This is a genomic window from Martinezella tropici, assembly GCF_003287875.1.
Classification (GTDB): Bacteria; Pseudomonadota; Alphaproteobacteria; order Rhizobiales; family Rhizobiaceae; genus Rhizobium; species Rhizobium tropici_C.
Map to the genome: position 1 here is coordinate 624444 of NZ_QMKK01000054.1, position 15272 is coordinate 639715.

16 protein-coding genes and 1 riboswitch are annotated in these 15272 nt (G+C 61.1%); of the genes, 5 read left to right on the forward strand and 11 right to left on the reverse strand.

Annotation, left to right across the window (positions count from 1 at the left end; genetic code table 11):
• Nucleotide 1: 1 nt before the first annotated feature.
• From DQ393_RS28215 to oiaX, 7 genes are all read right to left on the reverse strand, one after another.
• Nucleotides 2–1066: an ABC transporter permease gene (locus tag DQ393_RS28215; RefSeq protein WP_112344971.1), complete on the reverse strand. Its 1065-nt coding sequence runs from the start codon at nucleotides 1064–1066 to the stop codon at nucleotides 2–4.
• Nucleotides 1063–2616, reverse strand: coding sequence for a sugar ABC transporter ATP-binding protein (locus tag DQ393_RS28220; protein WP_112344972.1), 1554 nt, complete (start codon nucleotides 2614–2616; stop codon nucleotides 1063–1065). The genes DQ393_RS28215 and DQ393_RS28220 overlap by 4 nt, the downstream gene beginning before the upstream one ends.
• Nucleotides 2613–3257, reverse strand: coding sequence for a DUF2291 family protein (locus DQ393_RS28225; protein WP_112344973.1), 645 nt, complete (start codon nucleotides 3255–3257; stop codon nucleotides 2613–2615). The genes DQ393_RS28220 and DQ393_RS28225 overlap by 4 nt, the downstream gene beginning before the upstream one ends.
• Nucleotides 3258–3329: 72 nt before the next feature.
• Nucleotides 3330–4271, reverse strand: a complete 942-nt coding sequence (locus tag DQ393_RS28230; RefSeq protein WP_095436537.1) for a D-ribose ABC transporter substrate-binding protein — start codon at nucleotides 4269–4271, stop codon at nucleotides 3330–3332.
• Nucleotides 4272–4350: 79 nt separating this feature from the next.
• Nucleotides 4351–5178, reverse strand: a complete 828-nt coding sequence (locus tag DQ393_RS28235; RefSeq protein ID WP_112344974.1) for a phosphogluconate dehydrogenase C-terminal domain-containing protein — start codon at nucleotides 5176–5178, stop codon at nucleotides 4351–4353.
• A gap of 89 nt (nucleotides 5179–5267) precedes the next feature.
• The gene (locus DQ393_RS28240; protein ID WP_112344975.1) at nucleotides 5268–6602 is read right to left on the reverse strand and encodes a four-carbon acid sugar kinase family protein; all 1335 of its coding nucleotides are present in this window, start codon (nucleotides 6600–6602) and stop codon (nucleotides 5268–5270) included.
• Between the two features lie 23 nt (nucleotides 6603–6625).
• Nucleotides 6626–7885 carry a 3-oxo-isoapionate-4-phosphate decarboxylase OiaX gene (gene oiaX, locus DQ393_RS28245; protein WP_112344976.1) on the reverse strand — a complete coding sequence of 420 codons (1260 nt, stop codon included), beginning with the start codon at nucleotides 7883–7885 and terminating at the stop codon, nucleotides 6626–6628.
• 185 nt (nucleotides 7886–8070) lie between these two features.
• Here oiaX and DQ393_RS28250 point away from each other — a divergent pair, with 185 nt between their 5' ends.
• The 3 genes from DQ393_RS28250 to DQ393_RS28260 all read left to right on the forward strand — a co-directional run bounded on the left by DQ393_RS28250 (nucleotide 8071) and on the right by DQ393_RS28260 (nucleotide 10154).
• Nucleotides 8071–8775, forward strand: coding sequence for a transcriptional regulator NanR (locus tag DQ393_RS28250; RefSeq protein WP_112344977.1), 705 nt, complete (start codon nucleotides 8071–8073; stop codon nucleotides 8773–8775).
• A gap of 93 nt (nucleotides 8776–8868) precedes the next feature.
• Nucleotides 8869–9081 carry a hypothetical protein gene (locus tag DQ393_RS28255; protein ID WP_112344978.1) on the forward strand — a complete coding sequence of 71 codons (213 nt, stop codon included), beginning with the start codon at nucleotides 8869–8871 and terminating at the stop codon, nucleotides 9079–9081.
• A gap of 200 nt (nucleotides 9082–9281) precedes the next feature.
• A complete protein-coding gene (locus DQ393_RS28260) occupies nucleotides 9282–10154 on the forward strand; it encodes an undecaprenyl-diphosphate phosphatase (RefSeq protein WP_112344979.1) in 873 nt (290 codons plus the stop codon).
• 75 nt (nucleotides 10155–10229) lie between these two features.
• On the opposite strand, the gene DQ393_RS28265 is transcribed toward DQ393_RS28260, so the two are convergent.
• Genes DQ393_RS28265 through thiM form a run of 4 tightly spaced genes read right to left on the reverse strand, consistent with a single transcriptional unit; the run spans nucleotide 10230 to nucleotide 13243 of the window.
• Nucleotides 10230–10994 (reverse strand): 3-oxoacyl-ACP reductase, encoded by a 765-nt coding sequence (locus tag DQ393_RS28265; protein WP_112344980.1) that lies wholly within the window; start codon nucleotides 10992–10994, stop codon nucleotides 10230–10232.
• Between the two features lie 4 nt (nucleotides 10995–10998).
• Nucleotides 10999–11811, reverse strand: a complete 813-nt coding sequence (thiD, locus tag DQ393_RS28270; RefSeq protein ID WP_112344981.1) for a bifunctional hydroxymethylpyrimidine kinase/phosphomethylpyrimidine kinase — start codon at nucleotides 11809–11811, stop codon at nucleotides 10999–11001.
• Nucleotides 11808–12443, reverse strand: a complete 636-nt coding sequence (thiE, locus tag DQ393_RS28275) for a thiamine phosphate synthase (RefSeq protein ID WP_112344982.1) — start codon at nucleotides 12441–12443, stop codon at nucleotides 11808–11810. The genes thiD and thiE overlap by 4 nt, the downstream gene beginning before the upstream one ends.
• Complete coding sequence (gene thiM / locus DQ393_RS28280) at nucleotides 12440–13243, reverse strand: hydroxyethylthiazole kinase (protein WP_112344983.1); 804 nt, start codon at nucleotides 13241–13243, stop codon at nucleotides 12440–12442. The genes thiE and thiM overlap by 4 nt, the downstream gene beginning before the upstream one ends.
• Before the next feature lie 50 nt (nucleotides 13244–13293).
• Nucleotides 13294–13390: riboswitch (TPP riboswitch) on the reverse strand.
• A gap of 235 nt (nucleotides 13391–13625) precedes the next feature.
• On the opposite strand from thiM, the gene DQ393_RS28285 reads away from it, so the two are divergent.
• Nucleotides 13626–13772, forward strand: a complete 147-nt coding sequence (locus DQ393_RS28285) for a DUF1127 domain-containing protein (protein WP_112344984.1) — start codon at nucleotides 13626–13628, stop codon at nucleotides 13770–13772.
• Between the two features lie 583 nt (nucleotides 13773–14355).
• Complete coding sequence (yghU, locus tag DQ393_RS28290) at nucleotides 14356–15231, forward strand: glutathione-dependent disulfide-bond oxidoreductase (protein ID WP_112344985.1); 876 nt, start codon at nucleotides 14356–14358, stop codon at nucleotides 15229–15231.
• The last annotated feature ends 41 nt before the right edge of the window (nucleotides 15232–15272 follow it).

Genomic DNA, 15272 nt, shown 5'->3' on the forward strand with positions numbered 1-15272 from the left:
TTCAGCCTGCCTTTGCCATTTGCATGAGAGTTACGCGCTGCTGGAGACGCCGTTGCGCCTGATCCACGACAACAGCGATGATGATGACAAATCCCTTGATCACCATCTGCCAGAAGGATGAGACGCCCATCATCACGAGGCCGTCAGAAAGGATGCCGATGACGAAGGCGCCGATGATCGTGCCGCCTATGGTGCCGCGGCCGCCCGACATGGAGGTGCCGCCGAGCACCGCTGCCGCGATCGCGTTCAGCTCGAAGCTTTCGCCGGTCGCCGGATGCGCCGCCATCAGTTCCGACGAAATGACGATACCGACGATGGCCGCGCAGAGCCCCGAGAACATATAGACGAAGATCTTGACCACATCGACGCGGATGCCGGACATGCGCGCGGCGCGCTCGTTTCCGCCGACGGCGAAGATGTGCCGGCCAATCGGCGTCGAGCGGGCGACGTAGGCGGCGAGTAGCGCCAACACGATCAGGATCCAGATGGAGACGGGAAGGCCGAGCATACGGCCAGCGCCGAAGACGTCGAAGCCCGTGGTATCGTATTCCGGCCGGCCCACCAGGTTCGGGAAGGTCTGCCCGTCGGACGACAAGAGTGCGAGGCCGCGGGCGATATAGAGCGTTCCGAGCGTGGCGATGAAGGGCGCGACGTTGAGCTTGGTGATGAGCAGGCCGTTGATCAGCCCAATCCCCAGGCCGACGGCCAGTGTGATGAGGATGATCTCGTAGATGTTGAAGTAGACGGTATAGCCGATCGGCAGTTCGACGCCATTCAGGATGAGGGCGCCTGCCACCATGCCGCAAAGGCCGACGATCGAGCCGACCGATAGATCGATCCCGCCGGTGACGATCACGAAGGTCATGCCCATGGCGAGAAAGGCGTTGAGTGCGACGTGCTTGGACATCAGGATGATGTTGGCGGTCGAGGTGAAGTTCGGTGCGAAGATCGCAAAGAAGATGACGACGGCAAATAGCGCGATGAAGGTCCTGAGCTTCATCAGCGTCAGGAGAACGGAGCCGTTCGAGCGATCGGCCGCAAGGCTGGAAGACGTATCTGCGGTCATGACGCGAGTTTCCCTGTATGTCCGTGTCCCTTGGCGGATGCCGCGATGATGGCCTCTTCCGTCGCTTCGCTTCGGTCGAGAACGGTCACGAGCTTGCCGTTGCTGAGCACTGCGATGCGGTCCGAAAGTGCCATGACCTCTTCAAGGTCGGAGGTTGAAAACAAGATTGCGAGACCCTTGCCGGCGAGCCTGCGCATGGTGCGGAAGACGTCGGCCTTGGCGCCGACATCGATGCCGCGGCTCGGCTCGTCCATCAAAAGCACCTTCGGGTCGGTCATCAGCGCCTTGCCGATGACGACCTTCTGCTGGTTGCCGCCGGACATGGAGGTTACCTCGAAATCCGGATTGGGCGCCTTGATCGAGAGATCGCGGATCATGTCGCGGATGGCAGTCTTTTCGGCACCCGGATCGATATGGAAAAACAGCCGGGCGAAGCGGCCGAGGCTCGCAAGCGTCAAATTGCTGGCGATGGACAGGACCTGCACCAGCCCTTCGCGCTGCCGATCCTCGGGGATCAGCGCCAGACCGTGCCGGATGCGCCTGGTGGTGTCGCGTGCGCGAACCTCGACCCCATCGATGTAGATCCGCCCGGTCGAATGCATATGCCGGCCCATCACGCATTCGAAGAATTCGCTGCGCCCGGCACCCATCAGGCCGTAGATGCCGAGGATTTCGCCGGCGCGCACCGACAGCGAGACATGATCGACGGCAAGGCCGCCGGTGCGTCGCGGCAGGCTGATCTCCTCGGCACGGAAGGCTTCCTTGCCGATCGCATGGCCTCCGTCCCTGGCGAAGTCCTTGGCGTCCGATCCGATCATCGAGCGGACGATCCATTTCGTATCGATATCGCGAACCATGGCCTGACCGGTGATCTGCCCGTCACGCAGCACGGTGATGTAGTCGCCGATGCGCATCAGTTCTTCCAGCCGGTGCGAGATGTAGACGATCGCGACGCCTTGAGCCTTCAGCTCCGCAATGACCTTGAACAGAATATCGACTTCCGCGGCAGATAGCGCCGATGTCGGCTCATCCATGATCAGAATGCGGGCATCGAGCGAGATGGCCTTGGCGATCTCGACGAGCTGCTGCTGCCCGATCGGAAGGTCCTCCACCATGGTTTCGGCGCCTATGCCGGCATCGAGCCGATCCAGAAACGCGTTGGCCCTGGCGATCTGCGCCTTGTGGTCGATACCGAAGATGCCGCGGGTGATTTCACGCGTGGTAAAGATGTTTTCGGCCACCGTCATGTTGGCAAAGAGATTGAGCTCCTGGAAGATCATGCCGATGCCGCGCGCCTGCGCGTCGGCCGGGCTGCTGAAGGAGACTTCCTCGCCTTCGAGCAGGATGCGGCCCAAGGTCGGCCGTTCGACCCCGGCGATGATCTTCATCAAGGTAGATTTTCCGGCGCCGTTTTCGCCGACAAGCACATTGACCGCGCCGCGGTGCAGCTCGAGGTTAGCGTGCCTGACGGCGACGATGCCGGAATAGACCTTGGAAACGTCCTCTAGGCGCAGGATGATGTCGTTGCTCGGCGTTTCGCTCATGGTCATTGCCCCAATGTCAGGGCTGAAGGGGTGATCAGGGGAAGCTGGCCGGATGGGGGCAGTGGAAACGCGCCGGTCACCGTGATCGTCTTTCCAATCAGCTCGTTGCGAGGCAGTGCTGCCAGAAAAGATGAGTTTGCCTTCTCATTGAAGGCCTTGCCGAATTGAGCCCATTCGATCTGGTTCCTGAATTCGTTGAAGTCCAGGAAATCCAGCGCGTCGCGCAGCGCCGTGCCTCGGATGGCCGGACCGATCTGCACCTTCGCATCCGCCTCGCCGTCGCCATCCACATCGACGTCGAGGGTGCCCGCACGGGAGGCGGTATCGGCAGCGACGATCTTGCCGCTCAATTTGACGGCATAGGTCCAGGGTGATGAAGCCTGCTTTCGCGGATTTCCGTATTTCGCGCCGGCATCGTCTGGATTAGCGGCTATGGCCTGCAACACCGTCTTGATGTCGCCCGCGCGCTTCTCCATGCTCGGCAGCACCTGAGATTGCCAGATGGCATCGACCTTTGCCGCGGGATCGAAGGCACTCTTTGCTGCCGCCGCGGCTTTCTCCTCGGGCGTCGGCGTCTTGATAATCTTGCAGCCGGGCAATGCCGCGGCCAAAACAAGGGCCACGAGCGCGCCTCTGGTCCTCAACATGCAATACACCTCGATCTCGCAGGAAAGACATCGGGAGAGCGCGAGTTTCCCGCGCTCTCCAACCTAGTGGCATCAGTTCTTCAGCGCGAAGGTCTCAAGCTTGTCGGCATTGTCGGCATTGATGAGGACGCAATCCATCAATTGCTTCTCATCCTTCGGTGCCGTCTTGTTCTTGATATAGGCGTCGGCCTGTTCGACCGCCTTCTGGGCCTGGGCGTAAGCTGGCTGCATGACCGTCGCCTTGATGCCGCCCGCCTTGATGGAGTCGCGCACATCGTTCGACCCGTCGAAGCCGACGACGATCACGTCCTTGCGGCCGGCGGCCTGCAGAGCGGCAATCGCGCCCATCGCCATGGTATCGTTGCCCGAGATTACGCCCTTGATATCAGGATTTGCCTGCAGGATGGTTTCCATCTTGGCATAGGCCTCGGTCTGGCTCCAGTTCGCCGACTGCTTGGCAACCAGCTTCAGATCCGGATAGTCGTCGATGACGTCGTGATAACCCTGCGAGCGGATGCCGGCATTGGTATCGGCTTCGCGGCCGACGAGTTCGGCATAATTGCCCTTCTCGCCCATCAGCTTGACGAACTCCTGCGCGCCGAGCTGGGCGCCCTGGTAGTTGTTGGAAACGATCTGGGCGACCGCGATGCCGGTCACGTTGATTTCGCGGTCGATGAGGAAGGAGGGGATGCCCGCATCCTTGGCCTTCTTCAGTGCAGCGACCGTCGCATCCGCGCCGGCATTGTCGAGAATAATAGCTTTGGCGCCACGCCCGATCGCCGTGTCGATGACTTCCGATTGCTTGTTGGCATCGTCGTCATGCGTCATGACGAGCGTCTCGTAGCCCAGTTCCTTCGCCTTGGCCTCGGCGCCGACGGCCTCTGCCTTGAAGAATGGATTGTCGAAGGCCGGCGTGATGATGGCGATCAGATCGGCCGCGAAAGCCGGCATCGCCGTCCCCAGCGCCAGTGCGGCGGTAAAGGCTGCAAGTGTCAGTCTGCGTGTCAGTTTCATGGTCTCCTCCCAGTTATGAAACAGGCCCTGTTCCCGGCAGGGCAGCAAGGGGAGGGCATTGCCCTCCCGGGGACGTCGATCAGGTGATGCGACGGATGCTTTCTGCGATCTCCTGCGGCTCGAAAACTTTCTTCCAGTCGTCGCGCATGAGGGCAGGAATGCCGAATTCGATCGCCTTGTTGCAGGCATCGGAGAACACGCCGTCGACTTCCTTGAAGATGACGGCGCCGAGCACGTTCATGTGGCCCAGCAGGAAGTCGCGGGCGGCTTCCGCCGGGACGCCGCGGGCAACGCACTCATCCATGGCCTGGCGCATGACGACGAGCAGCGAGGCGCAAACCGTTTCCGAAAGACCCGGTTCCAGCATCGCCATCTGCTCGACGGTGACGCGATGCGAGCGCATGACGGGCGCCCAGATGACCTTGGCGATTTCCTCGCCGAGAGAATAGGCACTTTCCGGACCCTGCATCAGCGCCGAAACGATATGCTGCTTGGCAAAGAGGCCGCCGAAATGGTCCTTCTTGGCCTGCATGTCGGTCTCGTCGTTGAAGATCGGCGGATGGCAGGGATGGGTGACGAAATAAGTGAGGTCTTCGCGCTGCGGCAGATGGCCTGCAAAGGGGGCGGCGGCGTCGAGCGCGACGACCATCGTGCCGGGTTTCAGCTTGTCGACGATGCCGGCGGCAACCTTGCCGATCGCGGTATCCGGTACTGCAAGGATCACGACGTCCGCGCCATCCAGCGCGGCGTCGACAGGGACGCAATCGATGGAAAGGTCATTCTTCAGTCGGGCCTTGCCGGCATCGCTGACCTCGACATGGCGCACATCGAAGCGCGAGCCTTTCAGGTTCTTGGCGAGCCGGTAGCCCATTTTGCCGCCGGCGCCGAAAAGAGCAATTGCAGTCATGTTGGTACCTCGTTCACTTTCAATGTGTGGTATCGCAAGTGGTATGATGAGTCAATGAGCATGCCAATGACCTTGCCGAGAATGCACAGCTAAGATGCTCGGCCGTCGCGGATCTGCGCGAAGTAATCGTCGGTGCCGACCTGCCCGCCCTTCAGTGCGATCTGCAGGCCGTTGGTGGGCGCATAGCTGCCATGGGCCGTGCAAAGCGGCGAGCCTGGCGTTTGCGGTAATGGGAGACGTGTCGTCAGGGCCTCGACGCGCAATTCCTTCAGGGCATGGCTCGAAGTATCGCCGCCGGCAATGACGGCGCGACCGAGATTTTCCTGTTCGATCAGACGTCGCAGGATCGTGCCGAGAGCTTGGCCGAGACGATGCCGGGCGCCGGGAATGCGGTCGATATCGCCGCCACGGTCGGCGGACGGGCCGAGCGCCGTATGAAGAATGACGCTGCGGCCGGCCTTGAGGCTGGCCACGCCCGCGGCGACGGCTGCGTCCAGAGCACGCTCGCCATTTTCGCCGACAAGCGCCAAGGGATCGAGATCGATGCCGTCAAAACCATCGGCCGTGGCGCGGCGGATTTGCCGTTCGGTCGTCGGCGATACGCTGCCGGAGACGACCGCGAGGCGGTCGACCTTGCCGGGAGGAGCAAACTTCGGCTTCTCTCCGATCAAACCTTCGTTGCGCCAGGCATTGAGAAGGGCATATTCGACACCGGATGAGCCTGCGACAAAAGCATTGCCCTTGCCTGCGAGGCGCCACAGCTGATGTCCTGCAGCAGCCTGGGTTTCCGGGCTGTCGACATCGAGAAGCAGGATACCATCCTTGCCTCTCGTCAGCGCATCTAGCCGCACGTCGGCATCGGCTGCCCGCATCATGACGAGGTCCGCGAGGCTGACGGGGAGGGGCGTCTGCTTGCCCAGATGCAAGGTGAGATCGGCCTCATCCATTGGCGTAACGGGATGCCGGCTCATGACCGGGTGCCGGTCGATGCGGAAGACCTGGCCCTGATAGGCCGCGAAAAGATGACCGAAGGCGGTGTAGCGTTTCAGCTGCGGCGCTCCGATCACAACGGGCACGACGGGTTGTGCAAAGAGCGCTTTGCCGATCTCGATCGCCTTACCGATATTGCCGATCCCGGGGCTGGAATCGAAGGTCGAGCAGACCTTGTAGTGGCATATGGCGGCATCGAGGCCCTTCAACCATTCGAATGCGGATGTCAGATGCTCATCCATCCATTGCGGCGTTTCGCTTCGGCTGGTGCCGGCAATGCCGATGGCGCGGCAATCCCTGAACCGTTCCAGCATGGCTTCGCTCGGAATGTCGAGGAAGAGAGCAGTCGGCACGCCGTTCGAGGCAAGCGCCTCCATGACGTCGGTGGAGCCGGTGAAGTCATCGCCATAATAGCTGAGGAGAAGGTTGGACATTGCTGGAAGACTGGACATTGCTGTTAGGCGTCCTTGCCGTCACTGAATTTTGTGATCGAGGCGGCAAGCTCCGGATGATTCCTCGCATAGTCGGCAAGCGGTATGTCCGAAACCGCCGCCTGCCAGGCCTGCTGGATGGCGCGAACGCCGGCCGCCGGTCCGAAGGGATGGCTGACGATGCCGCCGCCGCAGAGATAGAGAAGGTCGGTCGTCCGGCCGGTGCGCTGGTAGGTTTCCGGCGCCTGGCCGCCCCATTGACCGGAGCCGGCAACGGGGAGCGGACAGTCGGATGGGCCGAAAAGCGGCGTGCGAATTGCCTTGAAGGACTCGACGAAGCTGTCGTCCGGTTCCCAATATTTGACCCTGATGCCGTTGATCTGGAACTGGTCAACGCCGAGCAGGCGCCAGAATTGCTGGTAAACCCTAAAATCCATGCCGGCACCGGGATGGCGGGTCAGCACATCCCAGCCATTGCGATGCGCATGCAGCACCAGCCCGGAGCGCTTGCGCAGGAAGCTCATGCCACCGAAGCCGATGGAATTGATGTTGACGACGGCGCAATTGCCGCCGGCCTTCAGCACCAGATCGTGGTTGCGCATCATCTCGTCGGGATCGGCATGCGAAATGCCGAAGGCATACATGACCTTCTTGCCCGTCTTCTGCTCGTGATCGAGGATAAGGGGCATGATGGCTTCGACGCGCTCTTTCAGCGGCGAATAGGCCGGGCTCATGAGCTTCTCGTCATCCTTGATGAAATCGACGCCCGAGCCGATCAGCTCGCCGACAAGCGCGGCCGTTTCCTTTGGCCGAAGGCCGAGCGCGGGCTTGACGATCGTGCCGATGATCGGGCGGCCGCTGACGCCGGTCAGGCGCAAGCTGCCGGCAACACCGAATTGCGGCCCGGGATGTGCATCGCGAAAGGCCTCCGGCAGCTTCATGTCGACGATGCGGATGCCGGTCATGCCCTTGATCGAGAAGACGCCGCCGATCGCGATCGTCATCAGCGCCGCAAGATCGGTGCCGATCGCATCCAGCGGGAAGGCGATATCGACATCGGCCCGACGGATCGGGCCATGTCCTTCCGCGACTTCCGGCCAGGTCGGATGCTCCGCATCGGCAAGCGGGCGAATCGCGCTGAGGCGCGCGGCAACGCGCGCCTTGAGTTCTTCCGTTTCGCCGGGGACCGCGACGAAAGTGCCGGTCGATTGATCGCTGGCGATCTTGCGGGCCATCGCTTCGATGCTGCCAGGCGTTTCGATACGGTAGGTAACGGTGATGGTCATAAGCGACTGAATGCTCCTCTCGCCGACGATTTTCACGTGGCGCAAACTGGTGATCTGGTATAATGAGTATTCCAACTTCTGCAACGATTTTTTTGCCCGGCAGTCGACAACATGTTTCGTATGGGCTTCCGCCGCGGCAATCGAAAATGCATAAGGGAGAAAAGGTTTTGGGAAAGCGGGGGTCCATGGGTCAGCCTGTTGAACAAATTGTACGTCGAAAGCTGTCCGATGAGGTATTCGAGCGGCTGGAACGGTTGATCACATCGGGAGAACTCAAACCTGGCGACGAGATGCCGTCCGAACGAGTCCTTATGGAGCGTTTCGGCGTCGGCCGGCCGGCGATTCGCGAAGCCATGCAGGCGCTCGCCAATATGGGGTTGGTGAATATCTCGCACGGCGAGCGTGCCAAGGTGCTCCAGCTCACGGCGAAGTCGATCTTCCGGCAAGTCGACCTGACCGCCAAGATCATGCTCTCGCAATCGTCCGACTCGCTCGAACATTTGAAGAGCGCGCGCATCTTCTTCGAGCGCGGCATGGCGCGCGAAGCGGCGCAGCGCGCAACCGAAAAAGATATCGCCGATCTTTACGACATTATCGAACGTCAACGCGCTTCCCTGGGGGATGCCGAGGAGTTCATTTCGGCCGACATGCAGTTCCACACGCGCATTGCCCAGATTTCCGGCAATCCGATTTTCGCCGCTGTGAGCGAGGCCATGCTGGCATGGCTGAAGGCCTATCATACCGACATGCTGATCTGGACCGGCAAGGAAAAGTTCACGCTGGTCGAGCACGAGGAGATCCTCGCGCGCATGGCGGAGAACGATGCCGACGGAGCAGAGCAGGCGATGCTCAAGCATCTTGAAAGGTCGCGCGCGCTCTATACGAAGTGATCTTCGCCTCGGCAGCTGTCAGGCGAGGGGTAATTGTCCTAATTCCTCCCCATTCCTTGTGAAATCTGGCCGCATGCAAACGAGGTGTGCGTGATGGTCAATTTCATTCACCGGAATATGCCGCTTTTTCTGGCCGCTATTCTGACGGCGGTCGCCATAACTCTTTATAATCTGGCTTGCCTCATGGTCAGGCACCATCACACGATATTGCATGATCTCCACCGCGCGGTGGGTGCCTTGATCCTCCTTGCCGCATTCTATGCCATCATCCGCCACATGCAGTCGCTGCCGGATGAGGAAGGCTAGAAATCCGTTAAACCCGGAAATCAAAACCGGCAATTTCAGATAGCATTCAGCCTGCGCGGCTATATCCTCGTCCTGTCATAGTGCGGAGTTGACGGCATCCTACAAGATTGCCGCTGGTTTCGTGTCGGAAAACGGTTCCACAGCAAGTTCATCGCACCGTTCCGGTGCCAAGCCCCATGAAGAACTGAGGATGTCAAAACGTGGCTGATGTTTGTACACAAGGCGTAGACACGGGCTTTGTTGCCCTGGGCTATGCCAAGATCGCGATACTGGGTGTCGTGCAGGGATTGACCGAGCTTCTGCCGGTCTCCTCCACTGCCCATATGCGCCTGGTGCCGGCCTTGCTCGGCTGGCAGGATCCGGGTTCGGCCTTTTCGGCCGCTATGCAGCTTGCGGCCCTTGCCGCCATCGTCTCCTATTTCTGGAGCGACGTTCGTTACGTCACCTTCGGATCGCTCGATGCCATCAGGCAGAGGGATTGGCGCTCCCCCGCGATGCGGCTTGCGATCGCCATCGTCATTGCAACGGTGCCGATCGCAATCGCGGGCCTCTTGCTTTCGAAGTCGTTGAATGCCTGCGGCACATCTTTCCGCAGCCTTTGGGTGATCGGCATCGCCTGCCTGGTCATGGGCTTGCTTCTGGCGGTCGCTGAACTCTATAGCCGTCATAGGAAGGGCATCGAGCAGATGACGCTGATGGATGCCCTGTTCGTCGGCATCACCCAGGTCGGTGCGCTGGTTCCCGGCGTCTCGCGCTCGGGTTCGACGCTGACCGGTGCACTCTTCCTCGGTCTGAAGCGTGATGAAGCCGCACGGTTCTCGTTCCTGCTCGGCTTACCGGCCATCGCGCTTGCCGGCCTGAAGGAGCTGTTCGAACTCTACAAGGCCCATATTCCGATGGAAGCCTGGTCCATCCTGATCGTCGGCCTCATTGTGGGCAGCATATCGTCCTTCGTCGCCATCTGGGGACTGATGCGCTTTCTGGAGCGTTTCTCGACCTGGCCTTTCGTCATCTACCGTATCATGCTCGGCGTCGTCATTCTCTTCGGCGTGCTGACCATGGGATGGGCTTGAGCTGTCCGAACCGTCGGCTGCAAAGCTTCAATATCGGCGCTGCCTCCATGGTAGCGCCTTTTTCATTCCGGGCCGTTATCCAAAAACGAGACCGCCATCGACGATAAGATTTTGTCCGGTGACGGCACGCGCCCAGGGGCTGGCAAAGAAGAGCACCGCATCGGCAGCTTCCTCGGGTGTGGTGACGCGACGCAGCGGTGTATTGGCGGCGATGATGTCGAAGACGGCTTCCGGCGTGGCACTGCTGGCATCGGTCGTGCGCAGAAGGCCGCCGGAGACCATGTTGACGGTAATCCCGAGCGGGCCGAGTTCGGACGCAGCCGTGCGGGTCAGCGACAGCAGTGCCGCCTTGGCTGCGGTATAATCGTGATAAGGCACGACCGGATTCTGGAAGAGGTTCGTGCCGATCGTGACGATCCGGCCAAAGCCCGCCGTTGCCATTGCCGGCTGCGCCGCCTGTATCAGGTTCAAAGCGCCTTGCAGTGCGGTTTCCAGCTGTATCGCCATTTCCGCCCAGCTCAAGGCATGCAATTTCGAGCGCGCATCGCCATTGAAGCTGAAATCGGCGAGCGCGTTATGGACGACTGTTGTCGGCGCGCCGAAATGCGCAGTTACCTCGGCAACGAGCTGCTTCGTATCTCCAGGATCGCGGATATCGGCCCGAAACGCTTTCGCATGATCGCCAAGGTCTGCCGCCAGCGCCTCTGCCCGCTCACGGCTGGCACGATAGTTGATGGCAACCTTTGCGCCCTCCCGAGCAAAGGCCGTCGCTATGGCCGCGCCGAGACCGCGCCCGGCACCTGAAACGATGACGATCTGATCCTTGAGTGACAGGCTCATTTCTCTACTCCTTGTTTGTGTGCCAGAGCCCATGAAAATGCTGCACAGGTCCGTGGCCGCTTCCGACGGAAAGGTGGCCCGAGGCGGCGACCGCGGCGGCGAGATAGGCTTTGGCGGCGGCGACGGCTTTCGGCAGCGGCAGTCCCTTGGCGATCTCGGCGGCGATGGCGCTGGAAAGCGTGCAACCCGTCCCATGCGTATTCTTCGTCGGCAGCCGCTCGGCTTCGAACCAGGTCAGGCCGCCGGCGCCCGCCAGCACATCCGGACTTTCGTCACCCGCAAGATGACCGCCCTTGATGAGGACGGCCGAAGGCCCAAACGCTGCCAGAGCAAGCGCCTGACGTGCCATGTCTTCGCGGTTTGAGGCCTCCACGTCATGCAACAGCGCTGCCGCCTCGGGCAGGTTCGGCGTTATGACTGTCGCAAGCGGTAACAGCCGCATGGTCAGCACGTCGACGGCATCGGCGGCAAGCAGGGCGGCGCCACCTTTCGCGATCATCACGGGATCGAGCACGACGGGCACATCGCCATGTCGCGCCAGAATGTCCGCGACCGCATCCGCAATCGCGGCGTTGGCAATCATCCCGATCTTGATCGCATCGACCCGGATATCGGCGAAGATCGCATTGATCTGATCCGCCACGAAAGAGGGTGGCACCGGATGGACACCGACGACGCCTTGCGTGTTCTGCGCCGTCAGTGCGGTTAGGGCCGCCATTCCATAAACGCCGCGGGCGGAGAAGGCCTTCAGGTCGGCCTGGATACCGGCGCCGCCGGAGGGATCGGAGCCGGCGATGGACAGGACATTGCGGATCATTGGCGAGCCTCCTTGATGGCGTTCGCGATGAGGGCCGTCGCCTTTCGCGGGTCCGCTTGGCCACAGATGGCGGAGACGACCGCAAGGCCGTCCGCGCCTACCGAGAAAACCTCTCGCGTATGCTCCACTTTGAGGCCGCCGATCGCAACCGATGGAACGGGGCAGAGCCCGACGATGCGGGCAAGACCGTCGAAGCCGATCGGTTGCTTGTGATCGGGCTTGGTCGGTGTGGCAAAGACCGGACCGATGCCGGCATAGTCGACGATACCAGGGTCTATGAGGGTCGCGAGGACCTCGGTTTCCACCGAGAGGCCGAGGATCATGTCCGGCCCGATCCGGCGGCGTGCTTTGGCGGCGTTCATATCCTCCTGTCCGATGTGGAGACCGTCGGCGCCGATGGCGATGGCGGCTTCCACATTGTCGTTGACGATCAGCCGGGCATTGGTTCCCTGCAGGATCTTTTTGAGAGCGCGGCCTGTCTCGATCACGGCTGCGGTCGGAGCATGCTTGTCGCGCAGCTGTACGATCGTGGCACCGCCGGCAACGGCCGCACGGGTCGTTTCGATCATGCCGAGGTCACCACACAGCACGGGATCGAGGACGAGGTAGAGTGAGAGATCGAAGTCTTTCATGCTGCCGATATCCTTGCGTCGCGATCCAGCAGTTCCGGCGTAAGCGCTGCGAGGGCGTCGAGGAAGCGCCAGGAGAAAGAGCCGGGACCATCGGCTGCCGCTCCTGCCTGCGCACCGGCGACGGCGAAGACGGTGAGTGCTGCCGCGGTCGCATCGAATGGCTCATCCGGCGTTGCTGCGGCAAAGGCGCCGACGAGGCAAGTCAGCGAGCAGCCGAGGGCCGTCACCTGCGGCATGAATGGCGAACCGCCGGCGATCCGCTTCGCCTTCCGCCCATCCGTCACGAAATCCGTGACGCCGGTAACGGCGACCACGCAATCGTGCTTTACCGCGAGCTGCCGGGCGGACTCTTCCGCCTGCTCGACGGCGTCGCGGCTATCGACGCCCTGACCGCGGCTGGTGCCGCCGGCAAGGGCGATGATCTCGGATGCATTGCCGCGAATGATCCTCGGCTGCAGCTCCAGCAGTTGGGCTACCGCCTTGCGACGAAACTCTGTCGCATAATGGGCGACGGGATCGAGAACCCAGGGCTTGCCGGCATTGTTGGCCGATTGCGCTGCCTTCAGCATGCCCGCAAGCCAGCCCGACGAGAGCGTGCCGATATTGATCGTCAGCGCGCCGGAGATCGCGGCAAACTCGCCCGCTTCCTCTTCGGCATGCACCATCGCCGGCGACGCACCGGCGGCGAGCATCACATTGGCCGTAATATTCATGGCGACAAAATTGGTAATGCATTGCACCAGCGGTGGGTTTGCCCGCACGGCAGCGAGCAGGTTGCCGGCTGTGATTTGGTCTTGCATATCGCCCCTTTCAGGCGGGCGAGACGCGAAGGGACGACGTGCTGAGCGTTGCAAGGTCCCGAGCGACTCCCTCCGCCAGCATGATCTGGTTCAGGTTCGAAGGGTTCTTCTCAGCCCGCCGGAAAGCGGACGCCCCTGTCTCTCATCCTCCTTCTTTTCGCAGACAAAGACGCCGATGTCATCAGCAAATCACAAAGGCCTCCGCGATGGTCGCGAATTGGAAGCGCCTTATTTCCGGGCGAGACATGCAGCTAGCGCATGGGTGCAGTGATCTCTTAGCTCTGCAAAAGATTGAGGGGTTCGACTATATATTTCTCATCGAAGCGACGGGAACGCCAAGCACGGCCGCTCAGCTTCGAAAGCCCAAGGAAAGGGGATCATCATGAACGTAGCACGCTCTTTCAATAACTGGCGCAAGTATCGTCAGACGGTCGCCGAACTGGGCCGTATGTCCACGCGCGAACTGCATGATCTGGGTATCGATCGCGGTGATATCCGCAATGTGGCCCGCGCAGCGATCGCTCGCTAACGGCCTCGACGGCTCCTTATAAAGCTGCATTATGCCAGCGCCTGTTCTTCCCGAGCAGGCGCTTTTGTTTTGCCGGGGGAGGGGACGGTCCAGGCTCTTTTCCCGGGCCGCATGCAGATCTGCAAAGCCAGCCGCTTTTCGCATAGCGCATAACTGCCCTGCAAAGAAATGCCTATCCTATGAGCAAGAATCGGCTATTATGCTTTTCATCGAAGCGATGCATCTCCTCCCGCATCCCTTCGTTTTTGCAGACGTCCTTCTCCTCCTCCCAGGGACGACTGCGGGAACAGCGGCATTCCTCCTCCCGTCCGCTGTTCGGTTCTTGTAGAAAGCCTGCCGCTCCTCCTCCCGCGGCAGGCTTTTTCGTTTCAGGCCGCATTCAACCGATTTCCGCTTCATCGTCACCGGCCCCATCGCGCGTCGGACGCGGTCATTGCCGTTGCGCCACCTCCGATCGCTGCTTGTTTTGAAAACCGAAGACCACCTCTCGCAAAAATGAACAGTCGCCACTATGTGCGACACCTGTAGCGCGCTACATCGAAGACCAACCCCCAACGTGATTCCCCGAAACAGGAGGATGCCCATGACCGGTTCTGCCGAATACACGCCGCCGAAGATCTGGACCTGGAACAAGGCCAATGGCGGCCAGTTCGCTAATATCAATCGCCCGATCGCGGGACCGACCCACGAAAAGGAACTGCCTGTTGGACGTCATCCTCTCCAGCTCTATTCGCTTGGTACGCCGAATGGCGTGAAGGTCACCATCCTGCTCGAAGAGCTGCTGGCACTCGGTCATAGCGGCGCGGAATATGATGCCTGGCTGATCAAGATCGGCGAGGGCGACCAGTTCGGCAGCGGTTTCGTCGACGTCAACCCGAATTCCAAGATTCCGGCCTTGCTCGACCGCAGTGGCCCGAAGCCTGTCCGCGTTTTCGAATCCGGCTCGATCCTGGTGTATCTCGCCGAGAAATTCGGCGCCTTCCTGCCGAGCGAGCAGCCGGCTCGCGCCGAATGCCTCTCCTGGCTATTCTGGCAGATGGGTAGCGCGCCCTATCTCGGCGGCGGCTTCGGTCACTTTTACGCCTATGCCCCGACAAAGATCGAATATGCGATCGATCGCTTCGCCATGGAAGTGAAGCGCCAGCTCGACGTGCTCGACCGTCGTCTTGCCGAAAGCGAATATATCGCCGGCAGCGACTATACGATCGCCGATATCGCCATCTGGCCGTGGTACGGCGGTTTGGTCAAAGGCTGGCAGTATGGCGCGGCCGAGTTCCTGCAGGTGCAGGATTACAAGAATGTTCAGCGCTGGGCCGAACAGGTCTACTCGCGTCCTACCGTCAAGCGCGGCCGCATGGTCAATCGCATGTCTGGCGATCCGTCCGAGCAGCTGCGTGAGCGCCACGATGCCAGTGACTTCGAGACCAAGACGCAGGATAAGATCGAAGCCGCAAGCTGACAGGCAGTTTTGCGCGTTATTTCTTCGAACCCGCGGTCTCC

Excerpts from the sequence above, each read along its gene's own strand:
- DQ393_RS28265 (WP_112344980.1), bottom strand. The coding sequence starts at position 10,994 with ATGAGCCTGTCACTCAAGGATCAGATCGTCATCGTTTCAGGTGCCGGG.
- DQ393_RS28235 (WP_112344974.1), bottom strand. The coding sequence starts at position 5,178 with ATGACTGCAATTGCTCTTTTCGGCGCCGGCGGCAAAATGGGCTACCGG.
- thiM (WP_112344983.1), bottom strand. The coding sequence starts at position 13,243 with ATGCAAGACCAAATCACAGCCGGCAACCTGCTCGCTGCCGTGCGGGCA.
- DQ393_RS28240 (WP_112344975.1), bottom strand. The coding sequence starts at position 6,602 with ATGTCCAACCTTCTCCTCAGCTATTATGGCGATGACTTCACCGGCTCC.
- DQ393_RS28255 (WP_112344978.1), top strand. The coding sequence starts at position 8,869 with ATGGTCAATTTCATTCACCGGAATATGCCGCTTTTTCTGGCCGCTATT.
- yghU (WP_112344985.1), top strand. The coding sequence starts at position 14,356 with ATGACCGGTTCTGCCGAATACACGCCGCCGAAGATCTGGACCTGGAAC.
- DQ393_RS28285 (WP_112344984.1), top strand. The coding sequence starts at position 13,626 with ATGAACGTAGCACGCTCTTTCAATAACTGGCGCAAGTATCGTCAGACG.
- DQ393_RS28215 (WP_112344971.1), bottom strand. The coding sequence starts at position 1,066 with ATGACCGCAGATACGTCTTCCAGCCTTGCGGCCGATCGCTCGAACGGC.
- DQ393_RS28225 (WP_112344973.1), bottom strand. The coding sequence starts at position 3,257 with ATGTTGAGGACCAGAGGCGCGCTCGTGGCCCTTGTTTTGGCCGCGGCA.
- DQ393_RS28230 (WP_095436537.1), bottom strand. The coding sequence starts at position 4,271 with ATGAAACTGACACGCAGACTGACACTTGCAGCCTTTACCGCCGCACTG.
- thiD (WP_112344981.1), bottom strand. The coding sequence starts at position 11,811 with ATGATCCGCAATGTCCTGTCCATCGCCGGCTCCGATCCCTCCGGCGGC.
- DQ393_RS28220 (WP_112344972.1), bottom strand. The coding sequence starts at position 2,616 with ATGACCATGAGCGAAACGCCGAGCAACGACATCATCCTGCGCCTAGAG.
- oiaX (WP_112344976.1), bottom strand. The coding sequence starts at position 7,885 with ATGACCATCACCGTTACCTACCGTATCGAAACGCCTGGCAGCATCGAA.
- DQ393_RS28250 (WP_112344977.1), top strand. The coding sequence starts at position 8,071 with ATGGGTCAGCCTGTTGAACAAATTGTACGTCGAAAGCTGTCCGATGAG.
- thiE (WP_112344982.1), bottom strand. The coding sequence starts at position 12,443 with ATGAAAGACTTCGATCTCTCACTCTACCTCGTCCTCGATCCCGTGCTG.